The following is a 24,655-nucleotide window of genomic DNA, read 5'->3' as shown; positions in this document are numbered from 1 at the left end:
TTCTTACAATTGTTTCTAGTTTCTATTCTGATGGGAATGTGAAAATCCAGACGATAGGTGGAAGCTGCGGTCAGGGGTTTTCCGGCTGCGCAATCCGCAGGCGCTGGGCCACCTCTTGCAGGTCGTGATGGTCCTTGCCCAAGCGGGGCCAGGCGTTCAAGCCGTCCCCCTGCTTCCGGGGAAGGATGTGGAAGTGCAGGTGGGGCACGCTCTGCTGGGCGGTCTTCCCGCTGGCGCTGAGGATATTCACCCCGTCATAGCCGCAGTCCTTCACATAGTGTTCAGAGACCAGCCGCACAGTGCCCGCCAATTGCAGGGCGATCTCCTCCGGGCAGTGGTCGATGGTCTCCACATGGACCTTGGGGATGACCAGGGTGTGGCCCTCCACGTCCCCGGCGGTGTCCAAAAAGGCCAGGGAGTACTCGTCCTCGTAAATTCTGTAACAGGGCGCCTCCCCCTGCGCAATGCGGCAGAAGGGGCAGTGCTGGCTGGATGGGTGGGAGGCCCCCGTGTCCTCTCCCTCGCCTAAGGGGATGGGTTCCAGCAGGCCGGGTTCCTCCGAGGGGGGCGGCAGTTCGTCCACTTTCAGCCGGGGAATGAATTTTTTGGCAAACCAGCCCTTCCCCCGGCCCATGATATACAGCGCGCCTATCACCGAGAAAATCACCGCGCCCACAAAGTTGACGAACAAGTCCTTCATGGTGTCGTGCAGGCCGATGTCTAAATAGCCGGGCCAAGCCTCTCCGTTGACCACCACGCTGTCCACGATCACCTGCTGGGCCACATTGCGGCCTTCGGGGTTCAGGCTGACCGAGTAGATGGTGTTGATCCAGGTGTCCTTCTGCATGTCCGTGTGGAAGAACAAGTCCATGCCGTACTCGAAGAACTCCCAAACCACCCCTACAGTCATGGAGAAGCAGAAGGCCACTAAGGCCACAAAAGCGGGGGAAAGCCGCACTTTAAATTTCCGGGAGCGGTTTAGAATGTCCACCATGGCAATGCCGATGGCCGCCATCAGGAAACCATTCATGGTGTGGAGCATGGTGTCCCAGAAGGGGAACATCAGGTAATACTCTTGGATCTCTCCCAAGATCTCCGCGGAGAAAATGAACAGCAGGATGATAATTTCCAGGGTGTTTGGCACATCAATATGCAGCCGGTGCTCCACAAAGGTGGGGATCATAAACAGAACCAGGGTCAGCCCGCATAGGAACACATTGTAGTAGTCACCCTTGAGGGCTTCCACCACCAGCACCAACAGCACTAAGGCCCGCAGCACTACATAAGTGGTGAACAGCAGGGGATGGCTGCGCACATCCTGCTTGGCCTGGGCCCGGACCTCCCGGGCCCGCTGGCGGCGCTGCTCCCGGGTGGGCTTGGGATGGGTGGTCTTTTTCATAGCATTCCTCGATTCCAAAAAAGTGTAGATGGGTTTTTGACGGTTTTCTAGTATTATATCATATTTTTTCAAAAGTCAACAGGGAATTGCGCCGGCCGCCTCCCCTTTGCACCCAGGCCGCCCTGCCCCGAGGAAACAAAAAAGAGCGCCGGGAAAGCGCTCTTTTACGTGGTTCTATGTCTCGTTCTGTTTGACAGCCTTCCACTCCTCCTCCAGCAGGGCCATGAGGATGTCGTCCCCATAGGCGCCGGTGGCGCTGTCCACCACAGCGTCCCGCCGGACGCCCTCCCGCCGGAACCCGGCCTTGCGGTAGCACCGCTCTGCCCGGGGGTTGAAGGAGAACACGTCCAGCTCCAGGCGGTGGAGCTTTAGCTCCGCAAAGGCGAAGTCCCGGGTGGCCCGCGCCGCCCAGGTGCCCAATCCCTTGCCCCGCAGCCCCGGCTGGAAGATGGCCATGCGGAAATTGGCGCTGCGCAGCTGGGTATCGATGTCAGTGAGGGCTGTCTCCCCCACAATGCGGCCTTCGGGAGAGAGAAGGAGAAACAGGTACCTGTCCTCGGCCTCCACCGCGTGGAGGAAAAACTGGGTGACTTCCTCACGGGTGAAGGTGGTTTTGCAGCCGGTCAGCCGGGCGGCCTCTCCATCCAGGGGGCAGTAGTTCTGGGAATAATAGGCTTCCGCATCCTCCTGTTTCCCAGGCCGCAGGAGAAAGCCGTCCTCCCGGCGCCAGCTCTTTTCGCGCTTCATAGGTTCCTCCCTGGCTGGCCAAGGACAGGCCGCCTCAGTTTTTCAAGCTCTGAAGGGGCGCGGGGATTTTCCCGCCCCGGTGGATAAATTCCGCCGGGCTGGCGGGGTTCACGGCCATGATGGGCCCCTTGCCCAGCAGGCCGCCGAAGTCCAGCTCCTCCCCGGCTTTTTTGCCCACCGCCGGGATGACCCGCACGGCGGTGGTCTTGGAGTTGACCATGCCGATGGCCATTTCGTCGGCGATGATGCCGGAGATGATTTCGGCGCTGGTGTCTCCGGGAATGGCGATCATGTCCAGGCCCACGCTGCACACGGCGGTCATGGCCTCCAGCTTGGTCAGCGTCAGGCAGCCGGAGCGGGCGGCCTCGATCATGCCGGCGTCCTCGGTGACGGGGATAAAGGCGCCGGAAAGCCCGCCCACGCTGGAGCTGGCCATGACGCCGCCCTTCTTCACCGCGTCGTTGAGCAGCGCCAAAGCGGCGGTGGTGCCGTGGGCGCCGCACTGCTCCAGGCCCATGCCCTCCAAAATGTAGGCCACGCTGTCGCCGATGGCCGGGGTGGGGGCTAAGGACAGATCCACAATACCGAAGGGCACGCACAGGCGGCGGCTGGCCTCTTGGGCCACCAGCTGCCCCATGCGGGTGATTTTAAAGGCAGTGCGCTTGATGAGCTCGGCAATCTCGGTGAGGCTCTTGCCCCCGCCGTGCTTTTTGATGGCGGCCCGCACCACGCCGGGGCCGGAGACGCCCACGTTGATGACGCAGTCCGGCTCGCCGGGGCCGTGGAAGGCGCCGGCCATAAAGGGGTTGTCCTCGGGGGCGTTGCAGAACACCACCAGCTTGGCCGCGCCGATGCACTCCCGGTCGGCGGTGCGCTGGGCGGTCTCCCGGATGATGCGGCCCATCTTCTCCACGGCGTCCATGTTGATGCCAGCCTTGGTGGTGCCCACGTTCACAGAGGAGCACACCAGCTCTGTCTCGTCCAATGCCTGGGGGATGCTTTCAATCAAAGCGTAGTCCCCGGGGCCAAAGCCCTTGTGCACCAAAGCGGAGTACCCGCCGATGAAGTTTACCCCAACAGTATGGGCGGCCTTGTCCAGCGCCTTGGCAAAGTGGATGGGGGAGGCGGTGGGGCAGGCCCCCGCCACCATAGCGATGGGGGTGACGGAGATGCGCTTGTTGATAATGGGGATGCCGTACTGCCGGGAGATGTCCTCGCCGGTTTTCACCAGGTGCTGGGCATAGCGGCAGATCTTGTCATAGACCTTTTGGCTGGCCTTGTGCACATCGGGGCCGATGCAGTCCAGCAGGGAGATGCCCATGGTAATGGTGCGCACGTCCAGGTCCTCGTTGTCGATCATATTGATGGTCTCTAGGATTTCGTTGGTATTCAAAAGCAGTCTTCCTTTCCAAGAGTGATGGCCAAAGCAGCGGGGGAGGGAACCGGAGCCTTTGCCCGCGCCCTTCCTCCGGCACAGCCGGGTCAGATCCGGTGCATGGAGTTGAAGATGTCCTCGTGCATCACATGGATCTTCAAGTTGTTCTCCTGGCCCAGCTGGTCAAACTCGTCGGCCAGGCCAGCCACTTCTGTTGTGGCGTGGGTGATGTCTACCAGCATCACCATGACGAACATGTCCTGCAAAATGGACTGGGTCACCTCCAGCACATTCACGCCCTTCTCCGCGCAGATGCCGGAAACCTTTGCCAAAATACCTACCATATCTTTGCCGATCACCGTGATGACCGCCTTTTCTGTCCGTTCCATTGCATACCCTTCCTTTCTCCAGTGCGTACGTCTTTGTGGTAAATTATGGCCTATCTCGCCTGTTCTGTCAAGCGTGGAATGGCCGTGGGGCTGTTTTTCTCCTTTTGCCTTTCCTTTTCCGCGGTTTTGTGGTAAGATACCCTAAGACGCCTCTGGCGGCCTTGCGGCGGCTTTGGGGCGGGAAAGGAAGTGCTTCCGGCATTGAAATACCGCTTTGCTTGCGACTGTCATAACCACTCGCGCTGTTCGTTCGACGGCAGCGACTCTGTTTTGGAGATGCGCCGGCGCGCCCAGGAGCTGGGCCTGTGGGCCCACACTCTCACCGATCACTGCGAGTGTCAGAATTTTCCCGACCGCTACCGTCCCCGGGTGGAGATGGCCTTTGCGGAGATGAGCCTGCAGGTGCCCCAGGGGGGGCGCACCCGCTTTTACAAGGGCATCGAGCTGGGCCAGCCCAACCAGGACCCGGATTCGGCAGCCCTGGCCCTTGAGGGCCGCGACTACGATTTTGTCATTGGTTCCATTCACAACATCCGGGGTTACGAGGACTTTTTCTATTTGGATTATTCCCAGGTGGAGCCCGGCTTTATCGACGCCCTGCTGACCACCTATTGGGAGGAGGAGCGGGAGGTCATCGCCTGGGGGCAGTTTGACGCCTTGGGCCATCTCACCTACCCTCTGCGCTATATCGAGGGGGACCACGGCATCCCGGTGGACCTCTCCAAGCATCAAGAGGCCATCGACGGAATTTTTCGGGCGCTGATTGATTCGGGCAAGGCGCTGGAGGTGAACACCTCGGGCTTGCGCCAGAAGATTGGCCGTGCCTTGCCGGACCTGCCCCTGGTGCGCCGTTACCGGGAGCTGGGGGGCGAGCTGGTCACCCTGGGTTCGGACGCCCACTGCGTGGAAGACCTGGGCAAGGGCATTGAAGCGGGCATGGACCTGCTGCGGGAGGCGGGATTCCGCCGCTTTGCCGTGTACGAGCAGCACAAGCCCATTTTGCTGCCGCTGGAATAAAGGGGTTACTTTAGGCTTTTTATTGTTAGTAGGGATAAGACCTTAAGAATTGAAATCTTGCAAAGGAGGAACTTATATGGCAATGGAACATCTTTTGGAGATCTTGCAGGACCAGGCCACCCTCACCACCTCGCAGCTGGCGGCAATGCTGGGCGAGAAGGAAGAGGACGTGGTCAAGGCCATCAAAAAGTATGAGAAGGAGGGCGTGATCAAGGGATATCACGCGCTTATCAACTGGGAGCGCACCGAGGTGCCCCAGGCCACCGCCCTCATCGAGCTGCGGGTTTCCCCCCAGAAGGACACCGGCTTTGACGAGATTGCCGGCCGGGTGATGAATTTCCCCGAGGTGGAGAGCGTCTACCTCATGTCCGGCGGCTATGACCTGGCTGTCACGGTCACGGGCAAAACCATGTCGGACATCGCTCTGTTTGTCTCCAAGCGGCTGGCCACCATTGATGGGGTGCTTTCCACCGCCACCCACTTTGTGCTGACAAAATACAAGGACGGCGGCGTGGTGTTCGCCAGCGACTATGAAGAAATTGACGAGAGAGGGAGCAACCTTTGTGATTGATTATGATTCTTTGGTAAACCGCACGGTCCGCCAGATCAAGCCCTCCGGCATCCGGAAATTTTTCGACATCGCCAACGAGATGGACGACGTGATCTCCCTTTCCGTGGGAGAGCCGGATTTCCACACCCCCTGGCACATTCGGGAGGCGGGCATCGAGAGCCTGGAAAAGGGGCGCACCAGCTACACCCCCAACCGGGGCTTCCTCAAGCTGCGGGCGGAGATCTCCAATTATTTGGAGCGCCATTACAATGTGAAGTATGATCCCCAGAGCGAAGTGCTGGTCACCGTGGGGGGCAGCGAGGCCATCGACCTGTGCGTGCGCACGCTGATCGAGCCCGGGGATGAGGTCCTCATCCCCGAGCCCAGCTTTGTCTGTTACGTCCCCATCACGGAAATGGCGGGGGGCGTGCCCGTCATCATCGAGACCAAGCCGGAAAACAAGTTCCGCCTGACGGCGGAGGAGCTGGAGGAGAAGATTACAGACAAGACCAAGCTCCTCATCATGCCCTATCCCAACAACCCCACGGGGGCTGTCATGCGCCGCAGCGACCTGGAGGCCGTGGCCCAGGTGGTGGAACGCCACAACCTGATGGTGCTCTCCGACGAGATCTACGCCTCCCTCACCTATGGGGAGGAAAAGCACACCGCCTTTTCGGCCATTCCCGGCATGCAGGAGCGCACCATTTTGGTCAACGGGTTTTCCAAGTCCCACTCCATGACGGGCTGGCGCATGGGCTACGCCGCCGGCCCCAAGGAGATTATCTCCCTGATGACCAAGCTGCACCAGTTCGCCATTATGAGCGCCCCCACCATGAGCCAGTACGCCGCCATTGAGGCCATGAAGAATGGCGATGACGACATTGAGTACATGCGCCAGCAGTATGACATGCGGCGCCGGTTGATTGTGGACGGCCTGAATAAGATGGGCTTGAAGTGCTTTGAGCCCGAGGGCGCTTTCTATGTGTTCCCCTCGGTGAAGAGCACAGGGCTGACCTCTATGGAATTCTGCGAGCGGCTCATCCACTCCAAGCGGGTGGCGGTGGTGCCCGGGGATGCCTTCGGCGCCTGCGGCGAGGGCTTCGTGCGCATCTCCTACTGCTACTCCACCCAGCACATCATCGAGGCCCTGGAGCGCATGGAAGCGTTCCTCAAGGAGCTGCAATGACTGGGGAGAAGGTGTGGCTGTCCCGGTGCGCCGCCTACCATCCGGAGGAGCTGCTGCGCCAGGTGGAGGAGGCTTTCACCGCCCTGGGCGTGTGGGAAGAGATAAAGCCCGGCATGAAGGTGGTGCTCAAGCCAAACTTGGTGATGAGCTCCAAACCCGGGGCGGCCATCGCCACCCACCCGGCCCTGGTGGCCGCTGTGGGCAGGTGTGTCCAGAAAGCCGGGGGAGAGGTCCTCATCGCGGAGAGCCCCGGCGGCCCCTATACCCCTGCGGCCATGAAGGCCATCTTCCGTGGCTGCGGCTACACGGACATGGCGCGGGAGTGGGGCTTTTCCCTGTATACGGAATGCAGAAGCCGGGAGGTCACCCTGCCCCGGGCACGGCGCTGCCGCCAGCTCTCTGTGGCGGAGCCCTTTTTGGAGCGGGATTACCTCATCGACCTGTGCAAGCTGAAGACCCACGGGATGGTGGGCTTTTCCGGGGCGGTGAAGAATCTGTTCGGCGCGGTGCCCGGCCTGCAGAAGCCGGAGCTTCACTGCCGCTTTCCAGAGAAGCAGGCTTTTTCTGAGATGCTGGTAGACCTGTGCGACTTTCTTGCGCCGGACCTGTGCATCATGGACGGCATCCTGGCTATGGAGGGCAACGGCCCCACCGGCGGGCAGCCACGGCAGATGGGGGTGCTGGGGGCCAGCAAAAGCCCCTACGCCCTGGATGTGTGCGGGACCTCCTTGATTGGCTTAAAGCCCGAGAGCGTCCTTATGCTGCGGGAGGCCCATGAGAGGGGCCTGGGGCCCCTCTCCCCGGAGGAGTGCCAGTTGGTAAAGGAGCCGGTGGCCCCCCTGGCCCAGCCGGACTTTTTGAAGGCGGAGGCCGCCAGCACGGACTTTATCGACCGCCTGCCCAGATTTCTGCGGCCGGCGGCGAAAAAGGTGGCCACGCCCACGCCCAAGATCCGCAGGGGAGAGTGCGTGGGCTGCGGCAAGTGCGCCGAGAGCTGCCCTCAGCACACCATCCGCATCCAAGAGGGGAAAGCGGTCATCGACTATAAAAACTGCATCCGGTGCTTCTGCTGCCACGAGATGTGCCCCAAGCACGTCATCGACATCAAGCGGTGGGGGCTGCTGCATTTTTGAGGATGCTTGAGAGAAGAAGGGCCGGGCTCTTTCCGGCCGGGAGGACAGAACGGAGCGACCGATGAAACTGAAGGCATACGCAAAGATCAACCTGACCCTGGATATTACAGGGCGCCGGGAGGACGGCTATCACACCCTGGACACCGTGATGCACAGTGTCTCTGTGTGGGACGAGGTGGAGATCAAGAGGATCAACAAGCCGGGCATCCGGCTGTTCTGCAACCGGGAGTACCTTCCCGTAGATACGAAGAACACCGCCTTTCGGGCGGCCCAGTACTTTTTCGAGCGCTGCGGCATCACGGGGCAGGGCCTTTCCATCCACATCCGCAAGTACATCCCCAGCCGGGCGGGAATGGGGGGCGGCAGCGCCGACGCGGCTGCCGTGCTGCATGGGCTCAACCAGATGTTCCGGGCGGGGCTCCCGCTGGAGGCCCTGGTGGAGCTGGGCGCCAAAGTGGGGGCCGACGTGCCCTTCTGTGTGGTGGGCGGGGCCTGCCGCTGCCAGGGCATTGGGGAACAGGTGGAAAAGGTGCCCCTGCTGCCAGAGTGCTGGCTGGTGCTGTGCAAGCCCCCCGCAGGGATGAGCACGCCCCGGGCCTACGCCCTGATCGACCAGTTCCCGCTTTCGCGGGCGAGAGCCACGGAAAAAATGGTTTCCCTGCTGGCTGGCGGGGACCTGCGCCGCATTGGCGAAGGGGTAGCCAACCGGTTCGACGAGACCATGAAGCTCCAGCAGGTGCGGGAGATCAAACGGGTGATGCAGGCAGCGGGGGCCTTTGGCGCCAGCATGACTGGCAGCGGCTCTGCCGTGTTCGGGCTCTTTCCAACAGAGGAGGCCGCCCGGGCCTGCATGCAGCAGTTGGAGGGCAAAGGCCGCCTGTATCTGGCCCGCCCCCTGGACCGGGGCTGGGACTACGCCCCAGAGAAGTGAACGGAAAAACAGACAAATAAAAACAGCCCTGGAGTTTTCCGGGGCTGCTTTATTTATGTGTTCTCTTCCAGCTGTACCAAAAATCGTGCAGTGACTTTCGCGCCGCCGGCGGGGCTGTTTTCGATTTGCAGCGAGCCGCCGTGCTTTTCGCAGAGCACCCGGCACAGGTACAGCCCCAAGCCAAAGTGGTTCTCCCTCTCCGGGGCGTTCTTTTCGCCCCGGTAGTAGGGTTCGGCGGCCCGTTTCAGCGCCTCGGGCGGAAAGCCCGGCCCGTCGTCGGAGACCGTCAGGCTCAGGCTGCCCTCAGAGAGCTCCGCCCGGGCCCACACCATCTGCTGGGCGTAGCGCCCCGCGTTGGAGAGCAGGTTCTCAAACACCTGGAACAGCAGCTCGCTGTCCAAAAACAGGGGCCCTTCCCCCTGGGCGAAGAATTGGAAGCGGCCCTCTCCCCGCAGGATGGCGCCGGTTTCCGCCAGCTGGCCGCACAGGTTGGAAAACCCCGCTTCCGTCCGGTGAGGGTGCAGGTCCTCCAGCCGCTGCAGGGAGTTCATGCTCTCCACATAGCGCTGCAAGCGCACCAGGCTGCGCTTCATGGTCAAGACGGTGGACACCGTCTTTTCCGGGGACAGGTCCCCGGAGGGCAGCGTGTCCAGCAGAAAATCGCTGTATCCCTGCAGCACGGTCAGGGGGGTGCGCAGGTCGTGTGAGAAAGCGGCGTTCAGGCGTTTTCTCTCCTCCACGGCGTCCCACAGGGCGCGGCTGTTTGCCTCCAGCGAGGCCCGCATGGTCTCAAAGGACTGGCACAGCTGGCCCATCTCGTCAGAGCTGGGGGATTCCACATGGAAGTCCAAATCATTCTGGGCAATTTTTTGAGAGGCGTTGTTCAGCACTGCCAAAGGCTTTTTGATCTTCCACCGGTAGAACCACCAGGCGTCGATCAAGAAGGCCAAAGCCGCCGTGAGGACAAAGGCGCATACGGCGATTTGCCCCACGTTTTTGTAGAAAAACCGCAGGGGCCCCGCCGGGATAAACAGGGTGGGGGAGGTGGTTTCGATGGGGTAAATCTCCCCGGTGTCCGGGTCCACATAGGCGTAGGGCATGGTGGCTTCCACGTAGAGGACGGTGCCGTCTGGGGAAACGGAGTAATATTCTCCCGTTTCCATTTCGTCGGCGTAGTAGGGGGTGATGTACTTGAGGTACAGGGCGTCCCTGGCCCATTCCAGCCCCCAGCTCTCCAAAGCGATGAGGAGAAAAGCGCCCAGCGCGCACAGCACCGTGGTGAGCACCAGCGCCCACCGCAGGGACACGCGCCGGCGCCAGGGCGCCCTGCCGCCGAAAGGGGCTTTCTTTTGAAAGAGTTTCACTGCCATTTGTAGCCCACGCCCCACACAGTGACAATGCGGTCCCCACAGCCCGCCGCCGCAAATTTGGCCCGGATGCGCCGGATATGCTCCGCCACCACGGCGCTGTCCCCCTCGCTGTCCCAGCCCCAGACAGATTCGTAGATGCGCTCCCGGTCAAACACCTGAGAGGGGTGCATGGACAGCAGCTCCACGATGTCGAATTCCTTTTTGGCCAGGTGCACCGGCTGGCCGTCCTGGTAGAGGCACCGGGCGCCATAGTCGATGACAAGCCCCTGGTCGAATTTCACCTGGGCCTGGCCCTGGCGGCGTTCCTCCCGGCGCAGGTGGGCCGCCACCCGGGCCAACAGCTCCTGGGAGGAGAAGGGCTTTAAGATGTAATCGTCCCCACCGGCGGCAAAGCCCTTCACCTTGTCCGCGTCCTCGATGCGGGCGGTGAGGAACAGGATGGGGCAGCTGACAAAGTCCCGAATCTGGCGGCACAGGGTAAAGCCGTCCATATCGGGCATGTTCACGTCCAGCAAGATCAGGTCGGGCTTTTGGGAGCAGAGCGCCAGGGCCTGCTTTCCGCCGGTGGCTGCCAGCACCTGATAGCCCTTCATAGTGAACAGGTCCTGCAGCATCTGCACGATATCCGCTTCGTCATCCACCACTAAGATCCGGTATGGCATAGGGCCTCTCTCCTTTCTCATAAGGGATAGGATAGGGGAAGAATTTCAACTTTTTCTCACCCAGTGCCTGGGCTCTCAAGCCGCGGCGCAGTGCCTGCGCTCTCAAGACGCGCACGGCGCTTAAAGGCGCCGAGGCTTGCTGAGGGCGGCGAACAAGCGGCCCGCGCTTGGGTCCGTGGCCGCACGGGACAAGCCGCCTTCTTGCGTGACCCAAGGGCGGGTCCCTCCACGCAAGTTGGGTGGAGACAAGTAAAAGTGTTGCCAGTTTTTCACGGGTGAGGTCCAGGGATTTGGCCACTTGAAAAAAGTTTGTGAGGAAGTTGCCAAAAAAGCTAGGTTTTATGCGGGTTTGAGCAACTACGCCAAGGTGGCTAAGTTCCCCCTTGTTTGGAGGGCGAGATGGCAACTACGCCAAGCTGGCTAAGTTGCCTGAAGCCGCATATTTCCTGGGTTTTCGGGCAACTACGCCATTTTAATTTCTTCGGCCCTGGGGCAACGCACCGCGGCCCAGTGCCTGGGCTCTCAAGTCGCGAACGCCGCTAAGGGCGGCGGGGTTTTCTGAGAGCCGCTAGCCCAAAAGCCCGCGCTTGGGGTCCGTGACCGCACGGGACAAGCCGCCTTCTTGCGTGACCCAAGGGCGGGTCCCTCCACGCAAGTTGGGTGGAGACAAGTAAAAGTTTTGCCAGCTTTTCACGGGTGAGGTCCAGGGATTTGGCCACTTGAAAAAAGTTTGTGAGAAAGTTGCCAAAAAAGCTAGGTTTTATGCGGGTTCCCGAACTTCCTCACATGAGGGAGTTGCCAGCCGGTTTGAGGGACTTGACGCTTCAACTCCCTCACCTGGGGGAGTTGCCAAACCCGCATAAACACTGGGTTTTCAGCCAACTTCCTCATTTCCATTTCTCCGGCCCTGGGGCAACGCACCGCGAAGCGCTTAAAAGTTTTGCCAGCTTTTTCAAAAGCTGCGGGTTGTAGGGCGCAGTTTGCCGGTGGCAAACGCTCTGCGCCGACCGAACCGGCAGGTGAGACCGGAGTCCTACGGCCCTAAGGGGGGTGCGGGGCCGCTACGTCCCGGTGGGACGTTGTCCAGCGGCCGACCGAGCCGGCAGGCGAGACCCGTAGGTCCTGCCTTCCCATACTCCAAAAAAGGGGGGACGTATGTCCCCCTCTTGGGGTGGCACAGAGCCCATGCTCCGCCCTCAAAACAGCAGCCCGCACACCAGGCCCGTGGCCACAGCGGACCCGTACAAAATGCCCGCCAGCAGCAGGTTTTCCTTCAGGTGGCGGTTGTACTTGAACAGCACCGCCAGGCCCACCCCGGCCCCGGTGCACAGCCCGGCCACCGCCGCCCCAAAGGACAGGGAGCCGGAGAGGTACAGCTCTGTCAGGATGACGGAGGAGGCGCAGTTGGGAATAAAGCCGATGAGCGCCGCCACAAAGGACTGGAGCACGCTGCCGGAGAGCAGCACCTGGGAGATGCGCTCCTCCCCCACAAAGTGGATGGCCCCGCCCAGCACCAGGTTGACCAGCAGCAAAAACAGGGCGATGCGCACCGTGTGGGTGAGGGCCGCCCGGAAAATGCCGTGGTGCTCGCAGTCGCAGTCCTTGCACAGTTCCTCAAAGGGGTGTTCCGGCGTCCGGTGGGGCAGGCGCTTCCAAATGAGGTCGGTCAGCACCCCGAACACCGCGCCGGAGACGAGCTTTACCCCCAGCAGGAGCAATAGGTCCGGCAGGGCCCCCGGCTGGGAGACCAGGATGGGCAGGGCCTCGTCGCTGGTGGCCAGGAACACCGCCATCAGGGTGCCGGGGGTGATGAGCCGCCCCGCGTAGAAATTGGCCGCTGCCACGGAAAAGCCGCACTGGGGCACCAGGCCCAGCACCGCGCCGCCCACAGGGCCAAAGGGCCCCAGCCGCCGCAGGGCCCCGGTCAGCTTTTCACTGGCCCGGTGCTCCAAAAATTCGATGAGCAGGTAAGCCCCAAACAGGAAGGGCAATGTCTTCAGGGTGTCGATGAGAGCGTCCAATAGGATATCCAGCATAGCAGCACCTTTCCTTGCGGTGAGATTGGCCCGTGGTCAATTCCGCTGAAAGCGCCCGCCCGGGCCCGGCGAGCGCTCGCTTCGCAGCTCTTATTATAGCATCCTTGTCAAATGGGCGGCATAAGCGGGGGGAAACACGCCCATACTCCTTCCAGAAACTGGAAAGGAAGTCTTTGCTATGAAATGGGAACATACCAAAAGAACTGCGATTTTAGGCCGGGCCCTTGCCTGCGGTTTTTTCCTCACGGTGCTGGCTGGCTTTTTCCCCTTTGCCGCCGCCAGTGAGGAGCTGCCCCAGAACATTGTGCGGCTCCATGTGGTGGCCAACTCTGACTCGGAAGAGGACCAGGCGGTGAAGCTGCTGGTCCGGGACGCCGTGTTGGAGGAGGCAGCCCGCTGGTATGGGGGCGCCCGCACTATGGAGGAGGCCAGCGCCCGGCTGTGCACCCACCTGGAGTCCATCGCAAAGACAGCCCAGGCCACTTTGCGGGAGCAGGGGATGGGCTATTCCGCAACGGCCCAGGTGACGGAGATGTACTTTCCCACCCGGGACTATGAGAGCTTCCGCCTGCCCGCGGGCCGTTACCGGACGCTGCGGGTCACCCTGGGAGAGGGCGCGGGGAAGAACTGGTGGTGCGTGGTGTTCCCCAGCCTGTGCCTGCCCGCCGCCAGCGGCGAGGAGGCGCTGCTCTCCCTGCCGGAGGAGCAGCGGAGGCTGGTGGAGGACTCTCAGCAATGCCAGGTCAAGCTCAAGGCTGTGGAGCTGTGGGAGGCCCTGCGGGAATGGCTGCGGGGCTGATGGGGCTTTTTCGCGGCAGGGGGATGTGGTATAATACCCTTTAAAGAGCTTCCCGCGGGATGCGGGGGCGGCCTTTTGCTCCTTTCAAAGGAGAAGGAAGGGGGATTTTCATTGTTGCAGTTTGTATTGGGCCGGGCTGGGTCCGGAAAAACGGAATACCTGCGCCGCATGCTGGCCGACAGCTGCCAGAGGCAGGGCGGCGCTATCCTGCTGGTGCCGGAGCAGTATACCTTTGAAACGGAGAAGGCCATGCTCCACTTGGCGGGACCCGTGGGGGCCAATGCCGTCTCTGTGTACAGCTTTACCCGCTTGGCAGAGGCTGTCTTCCGCAGGGAGGGCGGGGCCGTGGGGCGCAGGCTCAGCGAGGGGGGGCGGCGCATCCTCATGTCCATAGCGGTGGAAGAGTGTCAGGACCGGCTGGAGGTCTACGGCGCGGCGGCGAAAAACGGGCGCATCACCGAGGGGATGCTCACCGCAGTCAACGAGATGAAGCTGTGCGGCATCTCGCCCCAGCAGCTGCTGGATACCGCCCGGGGCTTGGGCGGGCGGGGCCTGGGCAAAAAACTGCAAGAGATCGCCCTGCTGTACCGTACATATGAGGCTTTGGTAGAAGCCTCCTACCTGGACTCTCGGGACGACCTGACCCGCTTGGCCCAGGCGCTGGAGGCCAGCTCTTTTTTTGAGGGAAGCCTGGTGGCTGTGGATTCCTTTGAGGGCTTTACTGCCCAAGAGCTGGCTGTCCTGACCCAGATTCTCCGCCGGGCGGAGAAGGTGGTGGTGGCCCTGTGCACCGATGGCCTGGACCAGACCGGGACGGGCCTGTTCGCCCTGGTGGACCGCACCCGCCGCAGGCTCACCGCCGCCGCCCAGGAGAACGGCGTGGCGGTGGCGCCGCCGGTGATGCTGACAGGCGCCCCCCGCTTTCAAAACGAGAACCTCAAGCTGGTGGAGGCCCAGCTCTTCTCCCCGGGGGAGGGAATGACATCTCCGGACCACCAGGGCATCGCCGTCTTTGAGGCCCGGGACCCCTATGAGGAGGCGGAGTTCGCGGCGGCCACCATCCGAAGCCTTGTCATGGAGGAGGGCTGGCGCTACCGGGACTTCTCCATCATCTGCCGTAGCCCAGAGCGGTATTACGGCTGCCTGGACGCGGCGCTGAAGCGGCGGGACATCCCCTGCTTTGTCTCCCAGCCCGCCCGGGTGGACGCCGAACCGGTGATGCGCTTTGTGCTGGGGGCGTTCCAGGCGGTGCAGGGGGGCTATCAGACGGAGTCCCTGTTGGAGATGCTGAAGACGGGGGTCTCTGGCTTTACCACAGAGGAGATCTCTGCCCTGGAGAACTACGCCTACCTGTGGAAGGTCTCCGGCCCTGGCTGGCGGCAGGAGTTTGTCCGCCATCCCCGGGGCTTTGGCCAAGAACTGGAAGAAGAGGACCGGCAGGAGCTGGCCCGCCTGAATGGGCTGCGCCAGCGGTTGATTGGGCCCCTGGAGCGCTTTGCTGCCCGCACCCGCCAGACCACCGGCGAGGAGCTCTCTCAAGCGGTGTACCTGCTGCTTGCCGCCTATGGGATGGAGGAAAACCTGCCCGCCTACTGCCTCTCTTTGGAGGAGGCGGGGGAGGGGGCCCTGGCCCAGAAGCAGCTGCGCGTTTGGGACCTGCTTATGGAGATTTTGGACCAGATGCGCTCTATCCTGGGGAAAAAGCCCATTTCCCGCCAGCGGTATTTTCAGCTGCTGCAAGAGGTGATTGCCGGAGAGGATGTGTCTGAAATTCCCCAAACGGTGGACCAGGTGCTTTTTGGCCGGGTGGAGCAGGCGCGCCAGTCCTCGCCCCGGGCGGTGTTCCTGATTGGGGCAGCTCAGGGGGAGTTCCCCTTAGCGCCCCAGCCCAGCGGGGTGTTCTCCGACGCGGAGCGGCAGGAGCTGATCGCCCGGGACCTGCCCTTGGGAGACCCCCTGGAGCAGCGCACCATGGAGGAGCGGTACCTGACCTACTCCGCGGCCTGCCTCCCCGCAGAGCGGCTGTATGTCAGCTGGCCCCGTTCCGCCGGAGGGGAGGACAAGGCCCCCAGCGAGCTGGTAGGGGCCCTCTTGTCCATTTTTCCCAGCCTGCTGCCCCTGCGCGGCTTGCCGGGGGAGTACTTTGCCAATTCCAAGGAAGCGGCCTTCTCCCGGCTGGCGGCCCGCTTTTCCGCCGGCGATGGAGAGGCCGGGGCCCTGCGGCTGTTTTTTGCGGAGGACCCTGCCTATGCCGGACGGGTGCAGGCCCTGGAGAGGGCCTCGGGCCAGCGGCTGGCCCGGCTGGAGGACAAAGCGCTGGCCCGGCAGCTTTTTGGGGAAAAGCTGTTTTTGTCCCCCACCCAGGTGGAGACCTATCACCAGTGCCGGTTTCAATACTTCTGCCGCTATGGCCTGAACGCCAAGGAGCGCCGCCGGGCTGAGGTGGATGTGCTTCAATACGGCACATTGATGCACTACCTTTTCGAGAGAATCTTCCGGCTTCCAGCGGAGGAACGGCGGCAATGGACCGAGGAGGAGCTCCTGAGCCGTGTACAGGGGCTGATAGAGGCCTATGCCCAGGAAAACATGGGAGGCATGGAGCTGCTCTCCGGCCGGGAAAAGTACCGCCTTTCCCGGCTGGCCCAGTCCGCCTGCCGGCTTATCCGCCATGTGGAGGAAGAGCTGGCCCAAAGCCGCTTTGTCCCCGAACACCTGGAATGGGGCCTGGGCTTTGGCCGGGATTACCCGCCCTTGCGCATTGACACCGGAAAGGGGATTGTCACAGTGGGGGGCACCATCGACCGGGTGGACGTGTACCTGGGCAGCGACGGCTGCCGCTATGTGCGGGTCATTGATTACAAAACCGGCCACAAATCCTTCCGCCTGCCGGATGTGCTGCTGGGGCTGAACATGCAGATGCTGGTGTACTTGGCGGCCCTGGTGGAAAGCGGCCGGGAGCTGCCTGCCGGGGTGCTCTACATGCCCGCGGCAGAGCCCTCGGTCTCGGTGGACCGGGGCGCCGGGGAGGAGAAGATCCAGGCCGAGGCGGACAAGCAGTTGAAGATGAGCGGCGTGGTGCTCAGCGACCAGGAGATCATCCAGGCCATGGAGGCCGGGGCCAAGGGGAGGTTCATCCCCGCCTCTCTGAACAAGGATGGCAGCCTGGGCCGGTACAGCTCGGCCCTTTCCCGGCAGGAGCTGCACACCGTGCTGGAGTATTCCAAGCTGTTGATCGCCGCCATGGGGCGCGAACTGCTGGAGGGCCGGGTGGAACCCGAACCCGCCCTGACCGGCCGGAACAGCTGCCGCTACTGCCCCTACAGCCCGGTGTGCGGACGGGAGCTGGGCGACCAAAACGTGAAGCAGGACAAAACCACCCCTCAGGAGGCTTTGGCCCAAATGGAGGAGGCGTTGCAGAAGGGAGGAAAAGCCCATGGCTGAAATGCGCTGGACAGACAGCCAGCAGGACGCCATCGCAGCCCGCAGCGGCACTGTGCTGGTGGCCGCGGCGGCGGGCTCTGGCAAGACGGCGGTGCTGGTGCAGCGGGCCATTGAGCGCCTGACGGACCCCGAGCATTCCACCAGCGCGGACCGGATGCTCATTGTCACCTTTACCAAGGCCGCGGCGGCGGAGATGCGCGCCCGGCTGGAGGGGAGGATTCACGAGATGCTGCGGGAAAACCCCGCAGACCCCCACCTGCGGCGGCAGAGCATTTTGCTCTCTCAGGCCCACATTGGCACGGTGGACAGTTTTTGCGCGGAGATGGTGCGGGAATTTTTTCACCTGCTGGACCTCTCCCCGGATTTTAAGATCGTCACCGACAAGCAGGAGGAACAGCTGATCAACGCCTCTCTCAACGAGGTGCTCACCCAGGCCTTTGAGGAGGGTTCGGTGGGCAGCCTGGCCGACGCCTTCGCCGGAGAGCGGGATGACCGCCGCTTGATGGACATGGTCCTCTCCCTTTACCGCTTTATGCAGAGCCATCCCTTCCCCGAGCGGTGGCTGTCGGAGAAGGTGGCCATGTACTTTCCCGATGAGGCGGACCGGCAGCGGATTTCCCCCTGGGAGAGGGTGATTCTGGATTATGCCGGGGAGGCGTCTGCCCACTGTGTGGGGCTGCTTTCCCGGGCGCTGAAGGAGTGCCGGGAGGAGGAAGCGGTGGAACGGGCCTATGCCGGAGCCCTGGAAAAGGACCGGAGCGCCTTTTCCCAAATGGAGGAGCTGGCCCGGGCCGGAGACTGGGACGGCCTTTCCCAGCTGGCTTGCGGCTTTGCCCCGGCCCGGCGGGGCGCCCTGCGGGGCTATGACGGGGACCCGCTGAAGGACCGGCTGGAGGCTTTTCGCAAAGAGGTCAAGCGGGTGGCGGAGGAGCTGGGAAAATACTTCTCCGCCACCCGGGAGGCCTGCTGGGAGGAGACCGCCCGGACCGCGCCGCTGGTAAAAAGCCTGCAGACACTGACCCTGCGCTTTTCCCAGCGGTACGCGGAGAAAAAGCGGGAGGGCAACTTCCTGGATTACAGCGACCTGGAACACCAGGCCATCCGCCTGTTTTTGGGGGAGGATGGGCAGCCCACCGCCGCGGCCCGGGAGGTGGCCGCCCGGTTTGACGAAATTATGATCGACGAGTACCAGGATATCAACGAGGTGCAGGATTCCCTGTTCCGGGCGGTGTCCCAGAACGGGAAAAACCTGTTCATGGTGGGGGACGTAAAGCAGAGCATCTACGGATTCCGCCGGGCCATGCCGGAAATTTTCCTCCGGGCCAGAAGGGCCTTTCAGAAGTATGACCGGCAGAGGGACCAGTACCCCGCCTACATTGTGCTGGACCGGAACTTCCGCTCCCGCAGGGAAGTTACTGACACGGTGAACTTTGTCTTTTCCCGGCTGATGACCCAGGCTGCCGGGGACATTGACTACACGGGAGAGGAGCGGCTGGTCTGCGGGGCGGATTATGCCCCCAAGGAGGGCTGTGAGACAGAGCTGCAATTTATTTCCCGCAGCGGCGGCGCCTCTCCTGAGGAGGCGGAGGGGGCCTGGATTGCCGCCCGTATCCGGGAGCTGGTGGAGGGGGGCTTCACTGTCTCCACCCGGGAGGGGGAACGCCCGGCGGGCTACGGGGACTTCTGCATCCTGCTGCGCAGCGCCAACCAGTACGCCTATGGATATGCCCAACAGCTCCAAGCCCGGGGTGTGCCCGCCCGCGCCTCTGTCTCCGGCGGCTTTTTCAAGGCCGCGGAGATTGGCGTGATGGTGTCCCTGCTGCGGGTGATCGACAACCCCAACCAGGACATCCCCCTGCTGGCGGTGCTGATGAGCCCTCTGTACGGCTTTTCCGCGGACGACATGGCCCGGTTGCGCCTGGAGAACCGGGAGGAGAGCGTGTACCTCTCGCTGCTGCGGGCGGCGGAGGGGGACACCCGCTGCCGCCAAGTTCTGCGGGAGCTGGGGGAGTACCGGGCGGTGGCGGCCACCATGCCCTCCGATGGGTTCCTCAACTACCTGTATCAGAAGACGGGCTTCCCCGATTTGGCCCAGGCCATGGAGGACGGCCCCCAGCGGTTGGAGAACCTGCGGCTTCTGGAGCGCTACGCCCGGGAGTACGAGTCCTCCGGCTACCACGGCGTGTCCGGCTTTGTGCGCTTTTTGGACCGGCTGAAGGAGAGCGGCTCGGACCTGCAGGCAGCGGAGCTTCCCTTGCAGGAACGGGACGCGGTGACGGTGATGAGCATTCACAAGTCCAAAGGGCTGGAGTTCCCCGTGTGCATTGTGGCCGGGTGCGGCCGGAATTTCGTCTCTGATCAGAGGGCAGAGGTGCTGCTCCACCCAGAGCTGGGCCTGGGGGTGAAGCTGCGGGACCAGAAGCGCTCGGCCCGGTTTACCACCACCGCCCGGGAGGCCATTGGCCTGGAGACCCTGCGGGCCTCTGCGGCGGAGGAGCTGCGGGTGCTCTATGTGGCCCTGACCCGGGCCAAAGAGAAACTGATTTTGGTGGGCTCTTGGGAGGACCCCGCCCGCACGGCGGAGAAGCTGGCCCTGGAGCTTACCGAGAGGGGCCCGGCCCCTTATACGGTGCGCCAGGGGAAGAACGCGGCCCAGTGGCTGCTTTTGTGCGCCCTGTGCCACCCGGATGGGGGAGAGCTGCGCCAGCGGTCCGGCGCCCCGGCGGGGTGCGTTTTCTGGCAGGATTACACCCCGTGGAGAGTGGGAATAAGCCAGTATCAGCCGCAAGGGGAGACGTGCGCTCCGGAAGCCCGCACCCCAGAACCTGCGGATCTGGCGCTGCTGGAGCGCCTGCGGCTGCGGGCAGCCTTCACCTATCCCCACCAGGAGGCGGTGGGGGTGCCCGCCAAGGTGGCGGCCTCTAAGCTGGCGGCAGAGCAGGCGGGCAGCCGTGAAATCACCCTCTCCCGGCCCGCCTGGCTGGGGGAGCAGGGCATGACCCCTGCCGAACGGGGCACAGCCCTTCACGCCTTTATGCAGTTCGCGGACTTTTCGGCGGCGCTGGAAAGCCCAGAGGCCGAGCGGGACCGGATGGTCTCCATGGCCCTGCTTACCCCCGAGCAGGGCGCTGTGGTGGATCTGGCCCGGGTGCGGAAATTCCTGGAAAGCCCCTTGGGAAAGCGGGTGCTCCGTTCCTCCCAAGTGGAAAAAGAACGCCGGTTTACTGCGGTGGTGCCCGCCTCTTTGGTTCAGCCGGGAACGGGCGCCGCCCAGGAGGAGATCATCCTTCAGGGCGCGGTGGACTGCACTTTTGTGGAAGAAGGGGCGCTTCACATCATCGACTTTAAGACGGACCGGGTTCGCAGCATGGAAGAGCTTTGGGCGCGGTACGAGACCCAGCTGCGGCTGTACGGCTATGCCATGGAGGAGGTTACCGGGCTGCCAGTGGGAGAGCTGATCCTCTATTCCACGCATTTAAACAGGGAAAGCGCTCGAAAATACAAAACCCACTCTTGACATCCTAAGGCGGGCTGGATATGATGAAACAGTCCTGCTTGGATAGCAAACGATGATGGGAGGAACGATGGGAATGATTACCCAGATACTGCACGAGAATTGGCGCCTGCAAATGCCCGGCCTGGCAGAGGCAGTCCCGGCCCAAGTGCCCGGTTCGGTGTACGCGGACCTGCTGGCAGCGGGGAAAATGGAGGACCCCTACTACCGGGACAACGAGGATGCGGCCTTGGCCCTGATGGAGAAGGACTTTCTCTACGCGGCCTGCTTTGTTCCAGAGGAAGGTATTTTGAACTGCCCCACCCAGGTGCTCCGCTTTGAAGGCGTGGACACGGTGGCGGATATCCGCCTGAACGGTGTGCTGCTGGCCCATGTGGAGAACATGCACCGCACCTTCCAATTTGAGGTGGGGGGCATCCTGAAACCGGGCGAGAACTGGCTGGAGGTAAAGCTCTATTCCCCCACCAAATGGATCCGGGAGCACTATCGTCAAAACCCGGCGGAGGGCAGCTCGGACGCCATGAAGGGCTTTGCCAACCTGCGCAAGGCCCATTGCATGTTTGGCTGGGACTGGGGCCCCCACCTTCCAGACGCGGGCCTGTGGCGGCCGGTTTCCCTGCTGGGAATAGACGGCGCTAAGCTCGCTGGCGTGCAGGTGCGCCAGCGCCATGAGCACGGCCGTGTGACCCTTTCCATCTGTCCTGCGTATGAGTTTGTGTCTGTAAAGGATATCTCCTATACAATAGAGGTGACAGACCCCCAAGGCAACGCCGCTCTTTACGAAGGTTCTCCCGCAGAAATCCTGATAGAACATCCCCAGCTGTGGTGGCCCCACGGCTATGGGGAACAGCCTCTTTATACTGTAAAGCTAACTGCCTTTTCAAATGGGAGGGAATTGGATTCCTGGCAGCGCCGCATCGGCCTGCGCACCATGACCATCGCCCGGGAAAAGGACGGGCACGGCGAGAGCTTCGCCCACCAGGTCAATGGGGTGAAAATCTTTGCCATGGGCGCGGATTACATCCCCGAGGACAACATCCTCTCCCGGGTCACCCCGGAGCGTACCCGCAAGCTGCTGGAGCAGTGCGTGGCGGCCAACTTCAACTGTGTCCGGGTGTGGGGCGGCGGGCATTACCCCAGCGACGCCTTCTATGATGCCTGCGATGAGCTGGGCCTGCTGGTCTGGCAGGACTTTATGTTCGCCTGCGCCGTGTATAACCTGACCCCTGAGTTTGCCGAGAACATCCGGGCCGAGGTTACCGACAACGTCAGGCGCCTGCGCCATCACGCCAGCCTGGGGCTGTGGTGCGGCAACAACGAAATGGAGATGTTCGTGGACCAGGGGGAGTGGGTGCTGAACAAGCGCCAGAAGGCGGACTACATCCGCATGTACGAGTACCTCATCCCCGAGGTGCTTCTCAAGGAGGATCCGGACACCTTTTACTGGCCGGCCAGCCCCTCCTCCGGCGGCGGCTTCGACGACCCCAACGACCCTGCCCGGGGGGACGTGCACTATTGGAGCGTGTGGCACGGCCAGCTGCCCTTTGCGGAGTACCGCAAGCACCAGTTCCGTTACCTGTCCGAGTTCGGCTTTGAGAGCCTGCCCTGCATGGCCACGGTAAAGACCTTTGCCGGGCCCCAGGACTGGAACCTGTTCTCCTATGTGATGGAGAAGCACCAGCGCTGCGCCCGAGGCAGCATGCTTATCATGTCCTATCTGCAGCAGATGTTCCTCTATCCCACCAAGTTCGAGACGGCCCTGTACGCCTCTCAGCTGCTGCAGGGTGAGGCCATTCGCTACGGCGTGGAGCATTTCCGTCGCATCCGGGGCGTGTGCATGGGCGCCGTGTACTGGCAGCTCAACGACTGCTGGCCCGTGGCCAGCTGGGCCTCCATCGACTACACCGGCCGTTGGAAGGCCCTGCACTACTACGCCAAGCGGTTCTTCGCGCCGGTGCTGCTCTCCTGCTGCGAGGAGGGCATGCTCTCCCAGGAGCCCAACGTCAACGCCGAGCCCTACGACATGGAGAAGAGCATCCGGCTGTCCGTCTCCAACGAGACCATGCAGGACCGGGCGGTGACGGTGAAGTGGGCCCTGCGGGGCAAGAACGGGAACATCCAGAGAGAGGAGACCATTGCCCTTTCTGTGCCTGCCCTGACCAGCGTGTGGCTGGACAAGGTGGAGCTGCCCGACGTGGACATCTTTGAGGACTACGTCAGCTACGAGCTCTTTGAGCAGGGGCGGCGGATCTCCGGCGGCACGGTGATCTTCTCCCTGCCCAAGTACTTCCACTACGCCGACCCCCAGCTCTCCTGCCGGGTGGAAGGGGACGAAATTGTGGTCTCCGCCAAGGCCTACGCCAAGAGCGTGGAGATCCAGAACGAGAACGAAGACCTGCTGCTCTCGGACAACTATTTCGATATGAACGCCGGGGAGACCCGGGTGAAGGTGCTCTCCGGCTCTACAGAGGGCCTGCGCCTGCGCAGCGTCTACGATATCCATTGACCCAGCGCCCTGCCTTCCCCGCGGGATTTTTTCCGAACCCCTTGACAAGGCGAGGGAGAGGGGCTATAATAATACCTCGGTAAAACAAAGCGGGGCCAGCGGCTCCCACCCGTGCAGTACCGTCTGACACAGGTCAATACCCCAGGGGCAGGAGGTCTGGCGCCGAATGGCGCGCTCTTGCGCAGGGCCTTTCTGGATAGAGGCCCCTGTGGAAATGGGAATTGATTTGCGGGCAGAAGGAGTTCTGCCCGCGTTTTATTTGTCCGCTGCCTGCTGCCGAACAGCTTGAGAACAACGTGTGATGGAGGTGCTACCCATTAGCAAACAGGAACTGCAGATCAACGAACAGATCCGGGACAAGGAGCTCCGCGTTATCGACTCTGACGGCACTCAGCTGGGCATTATGCCCCTGCGCAGGGCCATGGAGCTGGCAGAGCAGAAAAATCTGGACTTGGTGAAAATCGCTCCCCAGGCAAACCCGCCGGTGTGCAAGATCATTGATTACGGCAAATTCCGCTTTGAGCAGGCCAAGCGGGAAAAGGAAGCGAGAAAGAACCAGCGTGTCGTTGAGATCAAGGAGGTCCGCCTTTCTCTCAATATCGACACCCACGATTTTGAGACCAAGAGGAACCACGCCCTGCGTTTTATCAGCGAGGGCAACAAGGTGAAGGCCTCCATCCGGTTTCGCGGCCGGGAAATGGGGCACCCTGAGCTGGGGCTGGAGATCATGCGCCGGTTTGCCGACGCCATGAGCGAGGTGGCCAACGTGGAAAAGCCCGCCAAGCTGGAGGGCAGGACCATGCTGATGTTCCTGGCCCCCAAGCCCGCCAAATAATGTTGTTTCAAAATATCCTAAGGAGGAACGTACAATGCCGAAACTGAAAACGCACAGCGGCGCCAAGAAGCGCTTTAAGCTTTCCAAAAATGGAAAGGTCATTCGCGGCCATGCCAACACCAGCCATCTTCTGAACGGCCATGGCAAGACCCCCAAGAGCAAGCGTGCCATGCGCGGCACCACCGTAACCGATAAGACCAACGTGGCTGCCATCAAGCGGATGCTGCCCTACAAATAAGAGAGGAAACAGCGCTTTCCTTTAAAAGACAGCGCGCTGCGGCGGCAGGGCCCCGGGGGGCGCGCCGCTGCCCTCTGCAGGGGGTTGCCCCAGAGATTTTTTGAAGTTTACCTGGTTTCACCATAAGAAAGGATGGTATAGGAATGGCTAGAGTTAAGGGCGCGATGATGACGCGCAAGAGAAGAAAAAAGGTATTGAAGCTCGCCAAGGGATATTGGGGCGCTAAGTCCCGCCACTTTAAAATGGCCAAACAGGCCGTGATGAAGTCTGGCAACTACGCCTTCATCGGCCGCAAGCAGCGCAAGCGTGACTTCCGCCGCCTGTGGATCACCCGTATTTCTGCGGCCTGCCGTATGAACGACATCAACTACTCCACCTTTATGAACGGCCTGAAGAAGGCGGGCGTCACCCTGAACCGGAAGATGCTCTCTGAGATCGCCATTGCCGATCCGGCCGGCTTCACCGCCCTGGTGGAAAAGGCCAAGGCTGCGTTATAAAAAAGCTGAAAGTGCGCCCGAGGCAAGGGA

Annotated in this window: 19 protein-coding genes; 12 read left to right on the top strand and 7 right to left on the bottom strand. The window is 62.2% G+C overall.

The window, feature by feature from the left end; translation table 11 throughout:
* Positions 1–70 precede the first annotated feature (70 nt).
* From ODJ80_RS14190 to ODJ80_RS05460, 4 genes are all read right to left on the bottom strand, one after another.
* Complete coding sequence (locus ODJ80_RS14190) at positions 71–1,399, bottom strand: HIT family protein (RefSeq protein ID WP_442863894.1); 1,329 nt, start codon at positions 1,397–1,399, stop codon at positions 71–73.
* A gap of 174 nt (positions 1,400–1,573) precedes the next feature.
* Positions 1,574–2,146, bottom strand: coding sequence for a GNAT family N-acetyltransferase (locus ODJ80_RS05470; protein ID WP_263041246.1), 573 nt, complete (start codon positions 2,144–2,146; stop codon positions 1,574–1,576).
* Between the two features lie 34 nt (positions 2,147–2,180).
* Positions 2,181–3,545, bottom strand: coding sequence for a PFL family protein (locus ODJ80_RS05465; RefSeq protein ID WP_263041272.1), 1,365 nt, complete (start codon positions 3,543–3,545; stop codon positions 2,181–2,183).
* 83 nt (positions 3,546–3,628) lie between these two features.
* Positions 3,629–3,910, bottom strand: coding sequence for an ACT domain-containing protein (locus ODJ80_RS05460; protein WP_178864794.1), 282 nt, complete (start codon positions 3,908–3,910; stop codon positions 3,629–3,631).
* A gap of 201 nt (positions 3,911–4,111) precedes the next feature.
* Between ODJ80_RS05460 and ODJ80_RS05455 the strand changes: the two genes are divergently transcribed.
* The 5 genes from ODJ80_RS05455 (at position 4,112) to ispE (ending at position 8,727) form a co-directional block, all read left to right on the top strand.
* Positions 4,112–4,927: a histidinol-phosphatase HisJ family protein gene (locus tag ODJ80_RS05455; protein WP_263041245.1), complete on the top strand. Its 816-nt coding sequence runs from the start codon at positions 4,112–4,114 to the stop codon at positions 4,925–4,927.
* An 82-nt stretch (positions 4,928–5,009) separates the two neighbouring features.
* The gene (locus ODJ80_RS05450) at positions 5,010–5,498 is read left to right on the top strand and encodes an Lrp/AsnC family transcriptional regulator (protein ID WP_178864872.1); all 489 of its coding nucleotides are present in this window, start codon (positions 5,010–5,012) and stop codon (positions 5,496–5,498) included.
* Positions 5,494–6,663, top strand: coding sequence for an aminotransferase class I/II-fold pyridoxal phosphate-dependent enzyme (locus ODJ80_RS05445; RefSeq protein WP_317619867.1), 1,170 nt, complete (start codon positions 5,494–5,496; stop codon positions 6,661–6,663). The genes ODJ80_RS05450 and ODJ80_RS05445 overlap by 5 nt, the downstream gene beginning before the upstream one ends.
* The gene (locus ODJ80_RS05440) at positions 6,660–7,796 is read left to right on the top strand and encodes a DUF362 domain-containing protein (protein ID WP_263041243.1); all 1,137 of its coding nucleotides are present in this window, start codon (positions 6,660–6,662) and stop codon (positions 7,794–7,796) included. Before ODJ80_RS05445 ends, ODJ80_RS05440 begins: the two co-directional genes overlap by 4 nt.
* A gap of 61 nt (positions 7,797–7,857) precedes the next feature.
* Positions 7,858–8,727 carry a 4-(cytidine 5'-diphospho)-2-C-methyl-D-erythritol kinase gene (ispE, locus tag ODJ80_RS05435; protein ID WP_263041242.1) on the top strand — a complete coding sequence of 290 codons (870 nt, stop codon included), beginning with the start codon at positions 7,858–7,860 and terminating at the stop codon, positions 8,725–8,727.
* Between the two features lie 53 nt (positions 8,728–8,780).
* Here ispE and ODJ80_RS05430 read toward each other — a convergent pair whose 3' ends face one another.
* The 3 genes from ODJ80_RS05430 to ODJ80_RS05420 all read right to left on the bottom strand — a co-directional run bounded on the left by ODJ80_RS05430 (position 8,781) and on the right by ODJ80_RS05420 (position 12,795).
* Complete coding sequence (locus tag ODJ80_RS05430; RefSeq protein ID WP_263041241.1) at positions 8,781–10,097, bottom strand: HAMP domain-containing sensor histidine kinase; 1,317 nt, start codon at positions 10,095–10,097, stop codon at positions 8,781–8,783.
* On the bottom strand, positions 10,088–10,759 hold the full coding sequence (locus ODJ80_RS05425) for a response regulator transcription factor (RefSeq protein WP_178864800.1): 672 nt from the start codon (positions 10,757–10,759) through the stop codon (positions 10,088–10,090). The genes ODJ80_RS05430 and ODJ80_RS05425 overlap by 10 nt, the downstream gene beginning before the upstream one ends.
* Positions 10,760–11,955: 1,196 nt before the next feature.
* Positions 11,956–12,795 (bottom strand): putative manganese transporter, encoded by an 840-nt coding sequence (locus ODJ80_RS05420; RefSeq protein ID WP_263041240.1) that lies wholly within the window; start codon positions 12,793–12,795, stop codon positions 11,956–11,958.
* 178 nt (positions 12,796–12,973) lie between these two features.
* Here ODJ80_RS05420 and spoIIR point away from each other — a divergent pair, with 178 nt between their 5' ends.
* The 7 genes from spoIIR (at position 12,974) to rplT (ending at position 24,625) form a co-directional block, all read left to right on the top strand.
* Entirely contained in the window at positions 12,974–13,594 is a 621-nt protein-coding gene (gene spoIIR / locus ODJ80_RS05415) for a stage II sporulation protein R (RefSeq protein WP_178864802.1), read from the top strand.
* Between the two features lie 111 nt (positions 13,595–13,705).
* A complete protein-coding gene (locus tag ODJ80_RS05410; RefSeq protein WP_263041239.1) occupies positions 13,706–17,035 on the top strand; it encodes a PD-(D/E)XK nuclease family protein in 3,330 nt (1,109 codons plus the stop codon).
* Positions 17,028–20,552 (top strand): helicase-exonuclease AddAB subunit AddA, encoded by a 3,525-nt coding sequence (addA, locus tag ODJ80_RS05405; RefSeq protein ID WP_263041238.1) that lies wholly within the window; start codon positions 17,028–17,030, stop codon positions 20,550–20,552. The genes ODJ80_RS05410 and addA overlap by 8 nt, the downstream gene beginning before the upstream one ends.
* Positions 20,553–20,625: 73 nt before the next feature.
* On the top strand, positions 20,626–23,055 hold the full coding sequence (locus tag ODJ80_RS05400) for a beta-mannosidase (protein ID WP_263041237.1): 2,430 nt from the start codon (positions 20,626–20,628) through the stop codon (positions 23,053–23,055).
* Between the two features lie 301 nt (positions 23,056–23,356).
* Positions 23,357–23,890 (top strand): translation initiation factor IF-3, encoded by a 534-nt coding sequence (gene infC, locus ODJ80_RS05395; RefSeq protein ID WP_263041271.1) that lies wholly within the window; start codon positions 23,357–23,359, stop codon positions 23,888–23,890.
* A gap of 34 nt (positions 23,891–23,924) precedes the next feature.
* A complete protein-coding gene (gene rpmI, locus ODJ80_RS05390) occupies positions 23,925–24,128 on the top strand; it encodes a 50S ribosomal protein L35 (protein ID WP_178864806.1) in 204 nt (67 codons plus the stop codon).
* A 143-nt stretch (positions 24,129–24,271) separates the two neighbouring features.
* Complete coding sequence (gene rplT, locus ODJ80_RS05385; protein WP_178864807.1) at positions 24,272–24,625, top strand: 50S ribosomal protein L20; 354 nt, start codon at positions 24,272–24,274, stop codon at positions 24,623–24,625.
* Positions 24,626–24,655 lie beyond the last annotated feature (30 nt).

It is taken from the genome of Acutalibacter sp. LFL-21, from assembly GCF_025630755.1.
Lineage (GTDB): Bacteria > Bacillota > Clostridia > Oscillospirales > Acutalibacteraceae > Acutalibacter > Acutalibacter stercoravium.
This window is presented reverse-complemented; position numbering and strand designations above follow the sequence as displayed.